The sequence below is a fragment of the Ruegeria sp. AD11(2025) genome (genome assembly GCF_056542405.1).
Genome location: NZ_JBQFZU010000019.1, coordinates 1 through 16407, shown reverse-complemented (window position 1 = coordinate 16407; position 16407 = coordinate 1). Strand labels below are relative to the sequence as shown.

Below are 16407 nucleotides of genomic sequence, written 5' to 3'. Positions count from 1 at the left end.
CCCAATCGACACGAATACCACTGTTGACTAAGCTACTCGATCGGGCGAGACATTTTGATGATGCGTCGGATATTAATCGCTTTCAGTCTCTGGTGCCTGTCGACGGGTGCTTACGCGCAGGATCGCGCAGCGGTCGAACGGCAATTCCAAGCTTGGCTGCAAAACACAGTCTGGCCGCTAGCCAAGGCCAAAGGCGTCTCACGCAACACCATGAAGCGGGCCTTTGACGGGGTGACGCTTAACTGGAAGCTGCCGGACCTTGTACCGCCGGGCCAGACGGCGCAGACGCCGAAACAGCAAAAACAGGCCGAATTCGGCTCGCCCGGGCGCTATTTGAACGCAGGCTCCGTTCAAGGAGCAACTGCCACAGGTCGACAGATGGCGCGCCGCCACGCGGCGGCTCTGACGCGCGTCGAGGCAGAGACTGGCGTGCCCGGCCGCATCATCCTGGCCATCTGGGGCCGCGAAAGCGGATATGGTCAGGTCCCCATTCGTCATAACGCATTTCAGGTGCTGGGCACCAAGGGCTTCATGAGCACCCGTGCCCCGTATTTCACCGACGAACTGATCGCCGCTTTGCAAATTGCCGAAGCCGGGCACGCCCCGCCCGGCACATTGAAGAGCAGCTGGGCCGGCGCTTTGGGCCAACCGCAGTTCATGCCCTCGAACTTTCTGACCTATGCGGCGGATGGCAACGGTGACGGGCGATCCGATATCTGGGCCTCACCCGAGGATACCATCGCATCAATCGGGAATTTTCTGTCCCAACACGGCTGGATCTCCGGGCGCGACTGGGGGTTCGAAGTGACCGTCCCGCCCTCGGTTTCCTGCGCCATGGAAGGGCCGGATCAGGGCAAGCCCATTCAGGACTGGGCCGCGATGGGCATAACCCGCGTGTCGGGCAAACCGTTTCCGAACCATGAACTGGCGGGCGAAGGATTCCTGATGATGCCCGCAGGGCGCAATGGCCCTGCCTTCATCGTCACGCCGAATTTCTATGTTCTGAAGGACTACAACAAAAGCGATCTCTATGCGCTGTTCGTCGGTCACGTCGGCGACCGCATTCAATATGGCGTCGGGGATTTCAAGGCGCAGTGGGGCGAGGTCGGCACTCTGTACCGGTCTGACGTAGCCGCCATGCAGAGGGCTCTGGAACACCAGGGCCATGATGTCGGAGGCGCAGACGGGTTGCCTGGCTTCAAAACCCGCCGTTCAATCGGGCGCTGGCAGCAGACCACAGGTCGCGCGCCCACCTGCTTTCCCGAAACCAGTATGAAAGCGGCCCTGAAACCGTAGCGATTCGCACTGTCCCTAACGTCACCGTGTCGGCAAAACGCCTTTCTTGGGGGTCAGCGAATATCGCGACCTTCACAAAAGTGTTAAGAACCGCGGAGGTTTCATTATTATATTTCGGAACCGACCCGGGTTTCATTCACAATCCACCTATGGTTGCCTATTTTTCAGGCAAAGGCTTTATCCTTTTTTGAAATAGTGCCACCTTCGGCGGCAGTGAAAGGCGACTTTCGCAAACACGTTCCCGACTTCAAACTGAAAGACTGCGACGCGGTGTTCCTTGCGATCTGACAGAGTATTCTTTGAACCAGTGGCGGTCTTTCTGGGTCGGACAAACATAGCGGTCAGCGACCATCCTGAATGGATGCGGTCGCCGTACCGCCAAAAATGGGAGTAGAACAAAATGAACAAGTACATTCGGACTTCTCTGGCGGGGCTGTTGACCTCGACCATGATCACCGGCGCCGCCTTTGCCGCCGGTACCCATCCTGAAACCGGCGAGGCGCTGGCGGATGACCAGACCTTTACCTATCGCATTCTGGATGAACACAGCTCGGTCGATCCACAGGTGGTCGAAGACGTAACGGGCGCTGAAATCGTCCGCGACCTGTTCGAGGGTCTGATGAACCAGGACGCAGACGGAAATCTGATTCCCGGCGTTGCCACTGGTTACACCACCAACGATACCAAGGACGTTTACACCTTTACCCTGCGCGATGACGCCAAGTGGTCCAACGGAGACCCGGTGACCGCCAGTGATTTTGTCTTTGCCTGGAAACGCGCAGTCGATCCCGCTCTGTCCTCGCCTTATGCCTGGTTCATGGAACTGATGTCGATCGAGAACGCATCGGAAATCATTGCAGGCGAAAAACCGGTGGATGAGCTGGGCGTGACCGCAATCGACGACAAAACGCTTGAAGTCAAGCTGAGTGCACCGCTGCCGTATTTCGCGCAGATGACCACGCATTCGACCACCTTCCCCGCCCCACAGAAAGTCATCGAAGAGTTCGGCGACGCCTGGACAAAGCCAGAGAACATCGTCTCGAACGGTGCCTATGTGCTGACCGAGCACCTGCCGCAGGAGCGCTCGGTCCGTGAGCGCAACGAGATGTACTGGGATAACGACAACACCATCATCGACAAGGTCGTGGCGCTGGTCATCAACGACGAAAACGTCGCCCTGACCCGCTATCTGGCCGGTGAGCTGGATCGCACCGAAGTTCCCGCAGGCCAATTCCCCCGCCTGCAGAAAGAGAACCCCGAAGAAGCCATCAGCTTCCCACGTCTTTGTAACTATTATTACACCTTCAACCTGTCCGAAGGTGGCCCCGAAGAATTCAAGGACCCCAAGGTTCGTCAGGCCCTGTCGCTGGCCGTAGACCGCGACATCATCACCAAGAACGTCAAGGCAGGTGGCGAGCCGCCCGCATACACATTCGTTCCCGAAGCAACCGCCGGTTTCACCGTCCCCGCCGTCGAAATGGCCTCGATGACTCAGGCCGAGCGCGACGAGTTGGCCAAGGAATTGCTGGCCGAGGCCGGGTATGGCCCGGACAATCCGCTGAGCTTTGAAATGGTCTACAACACCGACGAAGCACACAAGAAAGTGGCCGTGGCCCTCAGCCAGATGTGGAAGCAGAAGCTTGGCGTTCAGGTCGAGCTGGCCAACATGGAATGGAAAGTGTTCCTGGAAGAGCGCGGCAACCAGAACTTCGATCTGGCCCGCGGCGCCTGGTGTGGCGACTACAACGAAGCCTCGACCTTCCTCGATCTGCTTCAATCGGATTCCGGTTACAACGACGGCAAGTACAACAACGCACGCGTTGACGAACTGCTGGCCGAGGCGAAATCCTCAGATGACCCGGCCCCTCTGTACACCGAGGTTGAACGGATCATCGCGCAAGAGACCCCGGTTATTCCGATCTATCACTACGCTGGCGTCTACATGATGGACAGCGATGTCGGAAACTGGCCTGTCAAAAACGTAGAGCAGAACTGGTATTCCAAAGACCTCTACAAACGCGCCGAATAATCATCCTTAAAACACGCTTTGCCCCGAGTTTCTCATCGGGGCAAAGCCAATAATGGGGGCATGAAATGCTTGCCTATATCATCCGGCGATTGCTGGTTGCCGTTCCGACGATCCTGTTGTTGATCGTCGCCTGTTTCTTTCTGATGCACTTTGCGCCCGGCGGGCCCTTCACGTCAGAGCGGCCTTTGCCGCCGGCGGTACTGGCCAATATCGAGGCGCGCTACGGGCTGGACCAGCCGCTGTGGAAGCAGCTGTGGGACTATCTGTACAATATCGTGGTGCATTTCGACTTCGGCCCGTCCTTTAAGTTCAAGGACCGGGACGTGAATGACATCATCGCGCAAGGTTTCCCAATCTCGCTGACCTATGGCTCGTTGTCCTTCCTTGTTGCGACCGTCATCGGTGTCGGTCTGGGGATCGCCGCAGCAATCAAGCACAACAGCTGGATTGACTATTTCGCCGTCGGTCTCGGGATCGCTGCGCAGGCACTGCCGAACTTCATCATGGGCCCGATCCTGATCCTGACCTTCACACTTTGGTTGGGATGGCTGCCTGGTGGTGGCTGGAACGGTGGTCAATGGCAATACCTGATCATGCCTGTGATTGCGCTGGCGACCTCCTACATGGGGTCGATTGCGCGGATTACGCGGTCGTCGATGCTCGAGGTACTGAACTCGAACTTCATCCGCACAGCGCGCGCCAAGGGCCTACCAACCAGAACCGTGATCTGGCGACATGCGTTAAAGCCCACGCTGCTGCCCGTCGTGTCCTATCTGGGACCGGTCTTTGTCTATGTGCTGACCGGGTCGGTTTTCGTGGACATCTATTTCTCGACCGGCGGTCTGGGGCAGGCTTATGTCGGCTCGGCCCTGTCGCGGGATTACGCAGTGCTGCTGGGGGTTACGATCCTTTACGGCGCGCTGACCGTCATCGTGAACCTGCTGACCGACCTGGCTTATGCCTGGTTCGATCCGAAAATCCGCTACTGAGGGGCTGGCAATGCTTGGAAAATCACAAAAAGCCGCCCAATTGGCCGAAGATGTCACAGATTACACGGTCATTCAGGGGCGCTCGCTCTGGCAGGACGCTCGGATGCGGTTTGTCCGCAACAAGGCCGCGATGGCCAGTGTGTTCATTCTGGCGTTAATCGTTTTGTTCACGATCATCGGCCCGTATTTCGCCGTGTGGAACAACGAGGAGATCGACTGGAACGTCATGGGTGACGTACGGGGCATGGGTATGCCATCCGTCGAGACCGGGCACTTTTTCGGGGTCGATGATTTGGGGCGCGACCTCTACAGCCGGGTCATTCAGGCAACGACGACCTCGTTGCTGGTGGGGCTGATCGGGGCGGCGACCGCACTGATCGTTGGCACCTTCTATGGAATCGCGGCCGGGTATATCGGCGGGCGCACCGACAGCGTGATGATGCGTTTCGTCGATATCCTACTGGCCATTCCGGCCACACTGATCATCATCCTTCTGCTGGTGGTCGCGGGGCGGTCGTTCTTCATGCTATTCATCGCCCTGGGTGCGGTGGGCTGGCTGACAATGGCGCGGATTGTTCGGGGGCAGACGCTGACCCTGAAAAACCGCGAGTTTATCGAGGCCGCGCGCGCCGCCGGGGTCAGCGAGTTTACCATCATGTATCGCCACATCCTGCCCAACCTGCTGGGTGTTGTGATCGTCTATGCCTCGCTGCTGGTGCCCGAGATGATCCTGACGGAAAGCTTCATCTCGTTCTTGGGGCTGGGCATTTCGGAACCCTACACCTCGTTGGGTCGTCTGATCGCCGAAGGTGCGGGCACGATGGGCTATGGCACCCTGTGGCAACTGATGTTCCCCCTGACATTCTACGTCGCCATCATCATCACGATGTTCTTCATCGGAGATGGTTTGCGTGACGCTCTGGACCCAAAGGATCGCTGAGATGAGTCTGTTTTCCGTAAAGGACCTGAGCGTCCAGTTCGACACCCCGGATGGCGTGGTCGAGGCCGTCAAAGGCATCAGTTTCGACATCAGTCCCGGGGAATGTCTGGGCATCGTTGGTGAAAGCGGGTCGGGCAAAAGCCAGACTTTCATGGCCGCGATGGGGTTGTTGCCACCGGCCGGGCGCGCACTTGGCTCTGCCACTCTGAACGGCAATGAGATCCTGAACCTGCCCATCAACAAGCTAAACAAGATTCGTGGTTCGGACGTCGGCATGATCTTTCAGGACCCGCTGACCGCACTGACCCCGCATCTGCGGGTCGGCCAGCAAATGCGCGAGGTCCTGCAGGTGCATGAAGGGTTGCAGGGTTCAGCCGCGCGGGCAAGATGTCTGGAATGGTTGGAACGCGTTCGCATCCCCGAGGCAAAACGGCGGTTGAACCAATATCCGCACGAGCTGTCGGGCGGGATGCGCCAGCGCGTCATGATTGCCATGTCGATGCTTTGCAATCCCAAGCTGTTGATCGCGGATGAACCGACCACAGCGCTGGATGTGACCGTTCAGGCCGACATTCTGGACCTGATGGAGCGCCTGCAAAAGGACGAAGGCACCGCGATTGCATTGATCACCCATGACATGGGTGTTGTTGCACGGATGTGCGACCGCATTCAGGTCATGCGTCTGGGTCAGTTTGTCGAGGCCGGGGACACGCGCGAGATCTTCCGCGCGCCGCAGCATGACTATACCCGGACATTGCTGGAAGCGATGCCGCGCATTGATGCGGGTGATGCACCCAAGGCGTTGGAAAAGGTCGATGAGCCGCTGCTCAAGGTCGATGACGTCAAGGTGCACTTCCCGATCCACGTCTCGGGCGGGCTATTCGGGCACAAGGTGCCGCTGAAGGCCGTCGATGGCGTCAGCTTTGACATTCGCAAGGGGGAAACGCTCGGCGTAGTGGGCGAATCCGGCTGCGGCAAGTCCACCCTGGCCCGTGCAGTTTTGCAACTGATCGAACCCAGCGCAGGCAATGTCAGTTGGCTGGGGCATCCGATCGTCGGGCTGAAACGGGCCGAGCTGAACAAGTACCGCAAAGACCTTCAAATCGTGTTTCAGGATCCACTGGCCAGTCTCGATCCGCGGATGACTATCTCGGCCTCGATTGCCGAACCACTGAAAACCTACCGCCCGGACCTGACTGATCGCGAACGCAAGGACATGGTCGCGCAGATGATGGAGCGTGTCGGCCTGAAGGCCAATATGATCAACCGCTATCCGCATGAGCTTTCCGGCGGTCAGAACCAGCGGGTTGGAATCGCGCGGGCCATGATCAACAAGCCCAAGCTGATCATCTGCGACGAGGCGGTCTCGGCCTTGGATGTATCCATTCAGGCGCAGATCGTGGAGCTTCTGCGCGAGTTGCAGCAAGAATTCGGGCTGTCGATGATTTTCATCAGCCACGATCTGTCGGTAGTGCGGGCAATCTCGAACCGGATTATGGTTCTGTATCTGGGCCGGATTGTCGAACTGGGTGACGGAGAGGTGATCTGTTCCGACCCGATCCACCCTTACACGAGATCGCTGATCTCAGCAGTCCCGATCCCGGACCCGGATGTCGAACGGACCCGCCAACGCCTTAAGCTGCCTGGCGAACTGCCCTCACCCATGGACCCGAAAGCTGCGCTTCGGTTTCTGCCCAGCCGGTTGGCTGCAGGGGAAACCGACTACGTCCCACAGCTGAGCGAGGTAAGACCTGATCATTTCGTGGCCGAGCATGACCCGCTGGATGCCATCATGAAGTCTGCCTAAACCCCCTGCCCCGAAGCGCTTAACTCGGCTTCGGGGCAAGTTGCAGAAACATGAGCGACCGGACACTAGAATGCTGTTCAGGTGGCTACCGGTCGGATGCCTCATTTCGCCGCAAAGAGCGCAGAAAACCGCGATGCTTCCGCATGTGTGGCCCCATCTTTTTGACTTCTGCCCCCCCGGGTGGCACCATCTTGCGAAATCGCGGCTTCGTTACCCGTTGACGTTGAATAATCGCGCCACGGGTCATAAGAGGTCTGCTTAGTAAACACTCTGACATACATTGTTTTAGTAACTTGAGAGGTCAAATGGCACGTAAGGTCACAAAGGCGATCTTCCCCGTCGCGGGACTTGGCACCCGGTTCCTGCCAGCAACAAAGTCGGTCCCGAAAGAGATCATGACTTTGGTTGATCGCCCGCTGGTGCAGTACGCCATCGACGAGGCGCGCGCTGCCGGTATCAAAGAATTCATATTTGTAACGTCACGAGGCAAGTCCGCTCTGGAGGACTACTTTGACCACAATCTGGTTCTCGAGCAGGAATTGAAAGCCAAGGGCAAGGACAAGCTGCTGGAAACGCTGAACGCAACCAATATGGAAAGCGGCGCGATTGCCTATATCCGCCAGCACAAGGCGCTGGGTCTGGGTCACGCGGTCTGGTGTGCCCGGCGCCTGATCGGCGATGAACCCTTTGCCGTTATGCTGCCCGATGACGTTATCGCCGGTGACAAGCCCTGCCTGAAGCAGATGGTCGAAGCCTATGAGGAAACTGGCGGCAACATGGTTGCAGCCATGGAAGTTCCAGCCAACAAGACAAGCGCTTACGGCGTCCTAGATGTGGGCGAGAATATCGGTTCGGTAGTCCGCGCGCGCGGCATGGTCGAAAAGCCGAAACCCGAAGAAGCGCCGTCGAACCTGGCGGTCATCGGGCGTTACATTCTGGGCCCGTCGGTCCTGTATAACCTGAACCAGATGAAAAAGGGCAGCGGTGGCGAAATTCAGCTGACCGATGCGATTGCCGAAGACATCGGAAACGGTGTGCCGGTCTTCGGCTACAAGTTCGAGGGTCAGCGTTTTGATTGCGGGTCCAAATCCGGCTTCCTGCAGGCCACGGTTGCCTTTGCGCTGGCCCGCGATGACCTGCGCGAAGATCTCAGCCAGTATCTGCACGACATCGTCGCCACGGGACAGGCTGCGCAGTAACAGGCTGCTTCCCAATCAGCTTATGAATTTTGGGCCGGGGTGTTAAACGCCCCGGTTTTTTGTGCCCTCGAAGGTTAGCAAATGGTTTTTCGGGCGTCCGGCCCGGTCAGACGGGATTCATGCGCCACACGGCAGAGTAGCGCGCAATGCAATTGTCGGACCGACAGCCTCAGGAGGACGCCCATGTCACAGAACTCACCCCGATTGAAACTGCCATTTCTGCAACCGTCGCAGGCACAGAAACATGTCACCCATAACGAAGCGCTGCGGCAGCTGGACCTGATCACGCAACTGAGCGTAGCCTCAACAAATGCCACGACCCCGCCCGCCGTGCCGGATCAGGGCGAGGTTCACGCGTTGGGCGCAGCACCAACAGGGGACTGGATCGGGCAGGAAGGGATGTTGGCTGCGTGGCTGGACAATGCATGGCATTTCATCATGCCCGGCACGGGCTGGCGCGCATGGGACGAAACCACAGGGCACATTAGAATCTGGGACGGCGGTGCATGGATCGATCCTCCGGTCGCCACGCAAAATCTGGACGGCGTGGGGATCGCTACCGGGTATGACAGCACAAACCGTCTTTCGGTGCGGTCTCCGGCGACACTTCTCAGCCATGACGGCGGCGGGCATCAGTTGAAGATCAACAAGGCCAATGCGGGCGACACCGCCTCCTTGCTGTTTCAATCCAACTGGACCGGGCATGCCGAGATGGGCCTGTCAGGCAATACCGGCTTTGCGATCAAAGTCTCGCCTGATGGTGGCACATGGACCGACGCGCTGAATTTCGATCCCGCGACCGGGATCGCCAGCGGCGCAGCGGTTCAGGCCAGCGCAGATGACACCACCGCCGGTCGTCTGATGCGGGCGGATTACGGTTATGGTCCCGGCAATCTGCTGGGTGCCGTGGCACAGAGCGGCGGCACCGCGACCGGGGCCGTCATCGAACGAGGCGCGAACGCAGACGGCGATTACGTGCGCTTTGCTGACGGTACTCAAATCTGCACAATCTCGCTGACGGCCACGGGCTGCGCGAATACCGAAGGCGCCTTGTTCGCAAGCGATGCAGCGGTCTGGGATTTCCCGGTGGCTTTCGCTGTGGGCTCAACCGTTGCGGTCTTCGGCAGCGGAGGTGCAACCACCCGTTTCATGGGGTTTGACGCGCCAACTGAAACTCAGGTGGCGTTCAAGGTTCTGGCTACCTCAAGTGATGCGACAGCGCTGGAGCCAACGGCCATTGCGATTGGCCGCTGGTTCTGATCAACCCAACTGCCCGGGCCCGCGCCCGGGCAGTCACTTGGCGCGCAGGTCCGCGTCCGCCTGATCCAAGAACCAGGCATAGGTTTCGCGTATCCCGTCTTCGAGCCCGACCCGTGCGCGCCAGCCCATATCGGCCAGACGAGACACGTCCATCAGCTTGCGCATGGTTCCGTCCGGCTTGCTGACGTCCTGTGTGATCTTGCCACTGAATCCTGTAGTTTTCGCCACCAGCGCCGCCAGTTCCGCGATCGAAACGTCCTCGCCACAGCCTACGTTGATATGGCTCAACATCGGTTGGGTGTTCGCTTCATAGACATCGCGCGGCAAGTCGAGCACGAACAGTGACGCCTCGGCCATGTCATCCACATGCAGGAATTCGCGGCGGGGTTTGCCGGTGCCCCAGATCACGACTTCCTCCAGCCCATCCCGCTGCGCCTCATGGAACCGGCGGATCAGAGCGGGCAATACATGACTGTTTTCCGGGTGGAAATTGTCGCCTGGTCCATAAAGGTTGGTCGGCATGACCGATCGGTAATCGACCCCGTGCTGCCGGTTATAGCTTTCACACAGCTTGATCCCGGCGATCTTGGCCACCGCATATGGCTCGTTTGTCGGCTCCAGCACACCTGTCAGCAGCGCGTCTTCACGCATTGGTTGCGGCACCGCGCGCGGATAGATGCAGGAACTTCCAAGTTGCAGCAGGTTCTTCACTCCGGCGGCAAAAGCCTGATGGATCACGTTGCATTCGATCATCAGGTTGTCGTAGATGAAATCAGCAGGGTACGTATTGTTGGCGTGAATGCCACCCACCTTGGCTGCGGCCAGGATCACGACGTCCGGGCGTTCGGCCTGCATGAAATCGCGCACGGCGGCCTGATCGGTCAGGTCCAACTCAGCATGTGTGCGGGTGACCAGCTCGAGCGCTTCGCCCGCCGCTTTCCGATCCTGCAAGCGGCGCTGGATTGCTCCGCCAACCATGCCGCGATGGCCTGCTACGTAGATCTTGCGCATGGCGACCTCCTCAGCCGTTTTCCAAGCTTACCGGCAATTCATAGCCATGCTCTTTCAACAGCGCATGGCGTTTTGCGGTCTTGAGGTCTTCGACAACCATCTCGGCGCACATTTCCTGAACGGTCAGTTCGGGCTCCCAACCCAGTTTGGTCTTGGCATTCGACGGATCGCCCAGCAGCGTTTCCACCTCAGCCGGGCGGAAATATTGCGGGTCGATGCGCATGATTACATCACCGGGTTTCAGGGCCGGGGCGTTGTCGCCCTCAATTGAATTGACCGTTGCGATCTCATCTACACCCTCGCCCGAGAACTCCAGCGTGATGCCCAGCTCAGCCGCCGACCATTCGATGAACTGACGGACCGAATACTGCACGCCGGTCGCGATCACGAAATCTTCGGGGTTGTCCTGTTGCAGCATCAGCCACTGCATCCGCACATAGTCTTTCGCGTGGCCCCAATCGCGCAGGCTGTCGATGTTGCCCATGTACAGGCAGTTTTCCAGACCTTGAGCGATATTCGCCAGACCACGGGTGATTTTGCGGGTCACGAAGGTTTCGCCACGACGCGGGCTCTCATGATTGAACAGGATACCGTTGCAGGCATACATGCCATAGGCTTCGCGGTAGTTCACCGTGATCCAGTAGGAATAGAGCTTGGCCACCGCATAGGGCGAGCGCGGGTGGAACGGTGTCGTCTCGCGCTGCGGGATTTCCTGCACCAGACCATACAGTTCCGAGGTCGAGGCCTGGTAGAACCGGGTTTTCTTCTCGAGCCCAAGGAAACGGATCGCCTCAAGCAGGCGCAGCGTGCCGATAGCATCGACATCGGCGGTATATTCCGGAGATTCAAAACTGACCGCCACATGGGACTGTGCGCCGAGGTTGTAAACCTCGTCCGGCTGCACTTCCTGAATGATTCGCGTCAGGTTCGATGTGTCGCTGAGGTCGCCGTAATGCAGATACAGATTTGGGTTGGGAACATGCGGGTCCTGATAGATGTGGTCGATCCGCTGCGTGTTGAACGAGGACGCGCGGCGCTTAATCCCATGAACTTCATAACCTTTTTCCAGCAAGAATTCGGCCAGATAAGACCCGTCCTGCCCGGTAATACCGGTAATCAACGCCTTTTTTGTCATCATTTTTTCCCACGGAATACTGTGTGCATCTTTGACGTCTCAGAAACAGCAAGAATTCGCAGAATGCAACCCAAGGCAAGAAATGGCTTTGAAAACCGGCGGCAGGTTCCTACCTGCACACCGGTCAGGGAAATCAAGCGATAACGGAGGTTTCGCAACAAGCGGCGGTACAGGTGAGGCCAGCCCCTAGCGCTGTTAGGTGTAGTCAGCTTGCCCCGTACAGCGGAACCGCGCTTTCGGCCCCATCCGCCAGTGCCTTACTCTGGTCCCGGCGCACCTGATCGTAAAGGGCCAGCGCCTGGTCCGAGAACAGGTGGCTCGGTGGCTCGACATGCACAAAATTAGACTGCCCGTCCTGCCCGCGCGCCAACATGGCATAATCACGATCCGCAACCAGCTGCTTTGCATTGGGGTTCAGGTAACGGATTGCCAGACCGATCCTACGATCCCCGGACCGGTTAGGACCCGAACCATGAATGGTCAGCCCGTGGTGCAAGGACATCTGCCCCGGCGCCAGTTCGATATGGGTCTTGTCCTCCTCGGCTACATCGACAGCAACTTCCTGCCCGCGCGACAGCAGGTTGATTTCGGAATAGGTATCGTTATGCGGCAGGATCGGGTTCTTGTGGCTGCCCTGCACAAAATCCATGCAGCCGCTTTGAACCGTGGCCGGGGACAGCGCGATCCAGGCGGTGACCTGATCCGGCGTTTCACCCATGCCCCAATAGGTCAGATCCTGATGCATACCAACAATGTGATCAGTATGTGCCTCTTTGATGAAAAACTCGGCTGACCAGACCATGATATCCGGGCCCAGAACGCCCTCGACCACGTCCAATACCCTGGGGTGCAACGCGATCCTGGCCGCCAGCGGGATCACCAGATGTGCGTTTACACGCTTGTAGGTGTTCAGCGGCAGGGGTAAATCCGCAGCCAGCCAATCCTGTTCGAGCTGTTCCAGCTCTGCGCGAATCTCAGCGGTTTCTTGGGCTGAAAAAATCGTCAGCGGAAAAAGAAACCCGTCTTCCCAATACTGTGCGGATTGGGCTGCAGTCAGCGCGGTTTCAGACTTTGGGGCGGTTTGCGGCATGTCGTACCTCTTGGATGCGTGTCGCCGAAGGATAGGGCACAAACCTATCGGGCCAGCGCGCAACCTCTTGCCCGTGAGGGTAAGTTCAGCTTAGCCTTTGTTCATGTCGTCCCGCATCCCCTCTCTCAACTGGTTGCGCGTGTTCGAGGCCGCAGCCCGCACCGAAAGCTTTGCCCGCGCTGCCACTCAGTTGAACATGTCGGCAGCAGCCGTCAGCCAACAGGTCAAGGCGTTGGAGACACGGCTGGGCACGCCGCTGTTTCACCGCCACGCCCATGCGGTGACCCTGACCGAGGCGGGACGGGCTTATCTGCCATCGGTTCAGCAATCTCTGCTGATGCTGGAAACCGCCACTACGGGGCTGTTTGGCGAAACCCGGGCACAGCGGTTATTTGTACAGTCCGTCCTGTTGTTCGCGCATGGCGTCATTGCCGGTGGCTTGCCGGTTTTTCAATCAGCGCATCCTCAGATCAACCTGTCCCTCACCACTGGAAATCTGGTGTCGGATTTCGCCAACCAGTTCACCGATTTGCAGATCGTCTTCGGCAACCCAACGCTCTACAGTGCCGAAAGCGACAGGTTGTTGCATGAAACTCTGTACCCGATGGCCCCGCCGGAAATTGCAGCGCAGATCCAAAGCCCCCAAGACCTGATTCAGTTCCCGCTGATCGAGGTCTCGACCCATCGCGCAAGCTGGCTGCACCTGTTCGAAACCCTACGTCTGCCCGCTGGTCAGGCGCGTTATTTCTTTGCCGACAATTCGTTGACGGCGGCCGAGCTTTCGGCCAGCGGCGGTGGCATTGCGCTGGCCCGCGCGCCTGCCTCGGATCGTGTCATGCAGCTGTCGGGCCTGGTTCCCTGCCTGCCGGACATTCAGGTTGCCGGGCAGGAAGCGTATCATCTGGTCTATCCCGCGCGCGCTGCGCTGCGACCGCCGGCGCGCGCTTTTCGCGACTGGTTGCTGGATCACAGCGCCGCAGTCCAGACCCGGTAACGCCCCTGCCCCGTCACTTCGCGGATCAGGCCGCGGCGGGTGAATCGGTCGATATTGCGTTGCACTGCTGCGCGCGAGGCTTTTGTCAATTCCTCGGCCAAGGGCGCCGAGACCATGGGCCATGCGGTCAGAACGTCAATCAACAAGGGCGGCGTTCGCCCGCTGAGCCCGCTGGTGGCCTCGCGCGCGCGCTGGTCCCAGGCGCTAACCCGGTCCAGATGCATCAGCGCCGCCAGCGCCGCCTGCCCTGCCCCCCGGACCCAAGCCGAGAGCTTTTCGTCCACCTCCCCTGCCCCGCGCAACGCGCCCGGGCCTGACAGGGCCAGCGGCATGAACATCGCCCCACCCCGCCCCATTGTGGCCGCATGTCGGGCCGCGATGATGGCGGCCTCGGTATCCTGCCCAATACCTTGCGACAGCGCGCGCCAGGCATGAAACGCCATGGCCGCCTGCGTGACCGGGTGCAACCCTTCGGAATTGCGCATCACTTCGGCCAGATCGGCCACCGCCTCGGGGATGTCCTCGATTCCCTGCGCCATCCGATCCAGAAACGCAGTCAGGCCGGTCTCCCACCCGCCCTCAGAAGGGCCGGGGCCTGCTGTCAGACGCCGCACCGCCCATCCGGCGCGGAACAGCGCCTGAACGTCATCTCCGGTCGCACCGATGCGCAGACCCGTCCACAGCGCCAGCCGATCCACGCTGATCCGGTCGCCGGTCCACCAGCCCAGATCGGACACATCCATCAGGGCCAGCCGATGGGTCCACCCATCCGGTCCCGCGCGCAACCGTTCGTCCAACGCACCGAAGATCGCGGCCAGATCGGCCAGTTCATAAGACAGCTCGGCCTGTGCTGCACGCCAGTCCCGCGGATCGAACAACAGGCGGTGATCGGCCTTGGGTCCGGGGATCAGGTAATCCTCGACTGCCTCTTCATCCTCCGGCGGTAGAAACCACAGATCATCGTCTTCGGGCGGGTCCGCGTCATAGATACTGGGAGGACCAACCGCCTCGGCGTCCTCATCCGGATCAGGTATGACAGGTTTTGTCGTCATATCCGGTATATTTCGGGGAATTGCCGCAGTTCACAAGGCGTTTTTGCGCCCCCGCGCCCTCAGCCTGGGAAACTTGTGGTCAGGATGTCCAGTTGCCCGGCCAGATCGGTCTGATCCCTGGCGCCGATCAGCATGTAACCATACCCATCCTGCGCCCAGGTTGCCGTGGCCAAACCACTAAGAACCGCCTGCTTCAGTTCCCTTGTCGGTGCGCCTTCGCCCTGCCGGATCACACAAAAGGCAAAAGGCTGGCCCTGTTCATCGGCAAACACGACTTGAACCAGCGGCTTGCCCTTGAAGGACAGAATCTGCGCGCGCTTCAGCTCTCCGCCCGGCAGCGCCTCAAGCGCCGCGCGGTTAAGCGACCGCCCCAACTGTTCCTCGGCCAGTGCAAACTGTTCGTCCAGCGCCTGGGGCGAGCTGTCCAGCGACGCAATCGTGTCCGGCGTATAAAGCGACTGATAGATCGCGGCCTGCGCGGCCCAACCCAAAGGTTTCGGACGTGTGGCCCAGTAGGTTGCGGACACGGCCATAATCGCTACCGAGGCCGCAACGGCAAGCAACCGCAACCCGCCGCCCGCAGGCCGAACGGGCGCAACAGCCACAGGTTCGGGCAGATCGAACAAAGGCGTTTCGGCAGGGACGCGCTCGAACACCGACTGCACTACGGGCGCAAACGGGTCCAGCGCCATCAGGCGCTGTTCCAGCTCTGGGTTGGCCTCAACCGCGCTTTCGATAGCGCGTGCCTCGGCCTCTTCCACATTGCCTTCCAGATACGCCAACAGCGTCTTATCGGAGAACTTCATTTGCCACTCCGTCGCACTGTGTCTGCCACCTCATGCTGCATAACGGTTTTCAGTTTCTGCCGGGCGTTGGACAGCCGGCTCATTATCGTTCCTATCGGCACCTCCAGCAAAGCTGCGGCCTCGCGATAGCTATAGCCCTCGACGAACACAAGCATGACCGTCTCCCGCTGCGCTTCTGGCAGTTGCATCACTTGAGTAAACACTTCAGCAGCGAAAATATTCGTTTCCACATCAGGTCCGGCGGCAATCAATTCCGCTTCAGACGTAACCGAAAGCGCCTGAGCCTTGCGGACCGAGCGCGACCGGACCTCATTCAGCCAGATCGAGCGGCAGATCGTCATCAGCCAGCTGTCCAGCCGGTCGTGCGAGGTGACCTGATGGTGACGCTCCAGCGCGCGCAAACATGTGGATTGCAGCAGATCGTCGGCTACATCCGATGCACCGGACAGCGCCAACCCAAAACGCCAGACGCGTTTCGAATGCGTCTGGATCGCGCCGCGCACGGCCTGTTCCGAGCTTATTTCACCATCCATCGACTAAATCGCGACCTGTGTGTGTCTTCATTCACGGACCGGGCCCGCGGACTCAGATTTGACATAACCCGCGGAGGAATGAAATGAAACTTCTGTTGTATGCAGTCACGATTGTGTCGGCAATTGTTGCAACCCCGGCGTTTGCCGAAAGCTCGAAACTGGCACCCCAAGGCGTTTCTGATGGAATGGACATCCCCTGATCTCTCATCTGGTAGGTTTTGGAGATGGAAACCATCAGGAGGTTAGCAAAATGGCGGATTTGGACC

The 16407-nt window shown here is 59.2% G+C and carries 14 protein-coding genes; 8 read left to right on the top strand and 6 right to left on the bottom strand.

Annotated elements, in window-relative coordinates; all coding sequences use genetic code 11:
• Window positions 1-57: 57 nt before the first annotated feature.
• From ACR1XY_RS16965 to ACR1XY_RS16935, 7 genes are all read left to right on the top strand, one after another.
• Entirely contained in the window at window positions 58-1296 is a 1239-nt protein-coding gene (locus ACR1XY_RS16965) for a lytic murein transglycosylase (protein ID WP_480594816.1), read from the top strand.
• A gap of 400 nt (window positions 1297-1696) precedes the next feature.
• Complete coding sequence (locus ACR1XY_RS16960) at window positions 1697-3325, top strand: peptide ABC transporter substrate-binding protein (RefSeq protein WP_480594814.1); 1629 nt, start codon at window positions 1697-1699, stop codon at window positions 3323-3325.
• A 65-nt stretch (window positions 3326-3390) separates the two neighbouring features.
• Window positions 3391-4314: an oligopeptide ABC transporter permease OppB gene (gene oppB / locus ACR1XY_RS16955; RefSeq protein ID WP_480594812.1), complete on the top strand. Its 924-nt coding sequence runs from the start codon at window positions 3391-3393 to the stop codon at window positions 4312-4314.
• A 10-nt stretch (window positions 4315-4324) separates the two neighbouring features.
• Entirely contained in the window at window positions 4325-5254 is a 930-nt protein-coding gene (locus ACR1XY_RS16950; RefSeq protein ID WP_480594810.1) for an ABC transporter permease subunit, read from the top strand.
• 1 nt (window position 5255) lies between these two features.
• Window positions 5256-7061 carry an ABC transporter ATP-binding protein gene (locus ACR1XY_RS16945; RefSeq protein ID WP_480594809.1) on the top strand — a complete coding sequence of 602 codons (1806 nt, stop codon included), beginning with the start codon at window positions 5256-5258 and terminating at the stop codon, window positions 7059-7061.
• A 305-nt stretch (window positions 7062-7366) separates the two neighbouring features.
• The gene (galU, locus tag ACR1XY_RS16940) at window positions 7367-8260 is read left to right on the top strand and encodes a UTP--glucose-1-phosphate uridylyltransferase GalU (protein WP_480594808.1); all 894 of its coding nucleotides are present in this window, start codon (window positions 7367-7369) and stop codon (window positions 8258-8260) included.
• A gap of 183 nt (window positions 8261-8443) precedes the next feature.
• Window positions 8444-9520 (top strand): DUF2793 domain-containing protein, encoded by a 1077-nt coding sequence (locus ACR1XY_RS16935; RefSeq protein WP_480594806.1) that lies wholly within the window; start codon window positions 8444-8446, stop codon window positions 9518-9520.
• Window positions 9521-9553: 33 nt separating this feature from the next.
• Here ACR1XY_RS16935 and fcl read toward each other — a convergent pair whose 3' ends face one another.
• From fcl to ACR1XY_RS16920, 3 genes are all read right to left on the bottom strand, one after another.
• Complete coding sequence (fcl, locus tag ACR1XY_RS16930) at window positions 9554-10531, bottom strand: GDP-L-fucose synthase (RefSeq protein ID WP_480594804.1); 978 nt, start codon at window positions 10529-10531, stop codon at window positions 9554-9556.
• Window positions 10532-10541: 10 nt separating this feature from the next.
• The gene (gene gmd / locus ACR1XY_RS16925) at window positions 10542-11666 is read right to left on the bottom strand and encodes a GDP-mannose 4,6-dehydratase (protein ID WP_480594802.1); all 1125 of its coding nucleotides are present in this window, start codon (window positions 11664-11666) and stop codon (window positions 10542-10544) included.
• A 205-nt stretch (window positions 11667-11871) separates the two neighbouring features.
• A complete protein-coding gene (locus ACR1XY_RS16920) occupies window positions 11872-12756 on the bottom strand; it encodes a phytanoyl-CoA dioxygenase family protein (protein ID WP_480594801.1) in 885 nt (294 codons plus the stop codon).
• A gap of 103 nt (window positions 12757-12859) precedes the next feature.
• Here ACR1XY_RS16920 and ACR1XY_RS16915 point away from each other — a divergent pair, with 103 nt between their 5' ends.
• Complete coding sequence (locus tag ACR1XY_RS16915) at window positions 12860-13750, top strand: LysR family transcriptional regulator (protein WP_480594798.1); 891 nt, start codon at window positions 12860-12862, stop codon at window positions 13748-13750.
• Here ACR1XY_RS16915 and ACR1XY_RS16910 read toward each other — a convergent pair.
• Genes ACR1XY_RS16910 through ACR1XY_RS16900 form a run of 3 tightly spaced genes read right to left on the bottom strand, consistent with a single transcriptional unit; the run spans window position 13723 to window position 16141 of the window.
• Window positions 13723-14802 carry a helix-turn-helix domain-containing protein gene (locus tag ACR1XY_RS16910; RefSeq protein ID WP_480594796.1) on the bottom strand — a complete coding sequence of 360 codons (1080 nt, stop codon included), beginning with the start codon at window positions 14800-14802 and terminating at the stop codon, window positions 13723-13725. The genes ACR1XY_RS16915 and ACR1XY_RS16910 overlap by 28 nt on opposite strands.
• Before the next feature lie 59 nt (window positions 14803-14861).
• Window positions 14862-15608 (bottom strand): anti-sigma factor, encoded by a 747-nt coding sequence (locus ACR1XY_RS16905; protein ID WP_480594793.1) that lies wholly within the window; start codon window positions 15606-15608, stop codon window positions 14862-14864.
• Entirely contained in the window at window positions 15605-16141 is a 537-nt protein-coding gene (locus tag ACR1XY_RS16900) for an RNA polymerase sigma factor (RefSeq protein ID WP_480594792.1), read from the bottom strand. The genes ACR1XY_RS16905 and ACR1XY_RS16900 overlap by 4 nt, the downstream gene beginning before the upstream one ends.
• Between the last annotated feature and the right edge of the window lie 266 nt (window positions 16142-16407).

Excerpts from the sequence above, each read along its gene's own strand:
- ACR1XY_RS16905 (WP_480594793.1), bottom strand. The coding sequence starts at position 15,608 with ATGAAGTTCTCCGATAAGACGCTGTTGGCGTATCTGGAAGGCAATGTG.
- ACR1XY_RS16935 (WP_480594806.1), top strand. The coding sequence starts at position 8,444 with ATGTCACAGAACTCACCCCGATTGAAACTGCCATTTCTGCAACCGTCG.
- oppB (WP_480594812.1), top strand. The coding sequence starts at position 3,391 with ATGCTTGCCTATATCATCCGGCGATTGCTGGTTGCCGTTCCGACGATC.
- ACR1XY_RS16920 (WP_480594801.1), bottom strand. The coding sequence starts at position 12,756 with ATGCCGCAAACCGCCCCAAAGTCTGAAACCGCGCTGACTGCAGCCCAA.
- fcl (WP_480594804.1), bottom strand. The coding sequence starts at position 10,531 with ATGCGCAAGATCTACGTAGCAGGCCATCGCGGCATGGTTGGCGGAGCA.
- ACR1XY_RS16915 (WP_480594798.1), top strand. The coding sequence starts at position 12,860 with ATGTCGTCCCGCATCCCCTCTCTCAACTGGTTGCGCGTGTTCGAGGCC.
- ACR1XY_RS16900 (WP_480594792.1), bottom strand. The coding sequence starts at position 16,141 with ATGGATGGTGAAATAAGCTCGGAACAGGCCGTGCGCGGCGCGATCCAG.
- ACR1XY_RS16945 (WP_480594809.1), top strand. The coding sequence starts at position 5,256 with ATGAGTCTGTTTTCCGTAAAGGACCTGAGCGTCCAGTTCGACACCCCG.
- galU (WP_480594808.1), top strand. The coding sequence starts at position 7,367 with ATGGCACGTAAGGTCACAAAGGCGATCTTCCCCGTCGCGGGACTTGGC.
- ACR1XY_RS16960 (WP_480594814.1), top strand. The coding sequence starts at position 1,697 with ATGAACAAGTACATTCGGACTTCTCTGGCGGGGCTGTTGACCTCGACC.
- ACR1XY_RS16910 (WP_480594796.1), bottom strand. The coding sequence starts at position 14,802 with ATGACGACAAAACCTGTCATACCTGATCCGGATGAGGACGCCGAGGCG.
- ACR1XY_RS16950 (WP_480594810.1), top strand. The coding sequence starts at position 4,325 with ATGCTTGGAAAATCACAAAAAGCCGCCCAATTGGCCGAAGATGTCACA.
- gmd (WP_480594802.1), bottom strand. The coding sequence starts at position 11,666 with ATGACAAAAAAGGCGTTGATTACCGGTATTACCGGGCAGGACGGGTCT.
- ACR1XY_RS16965 (WP_480594816.1), top strand. The coding sequence starts at position 58 with ATGATGCGTCGGATATTAATCGCTTTCAGTCTCTGGTGCCTGTCGACG.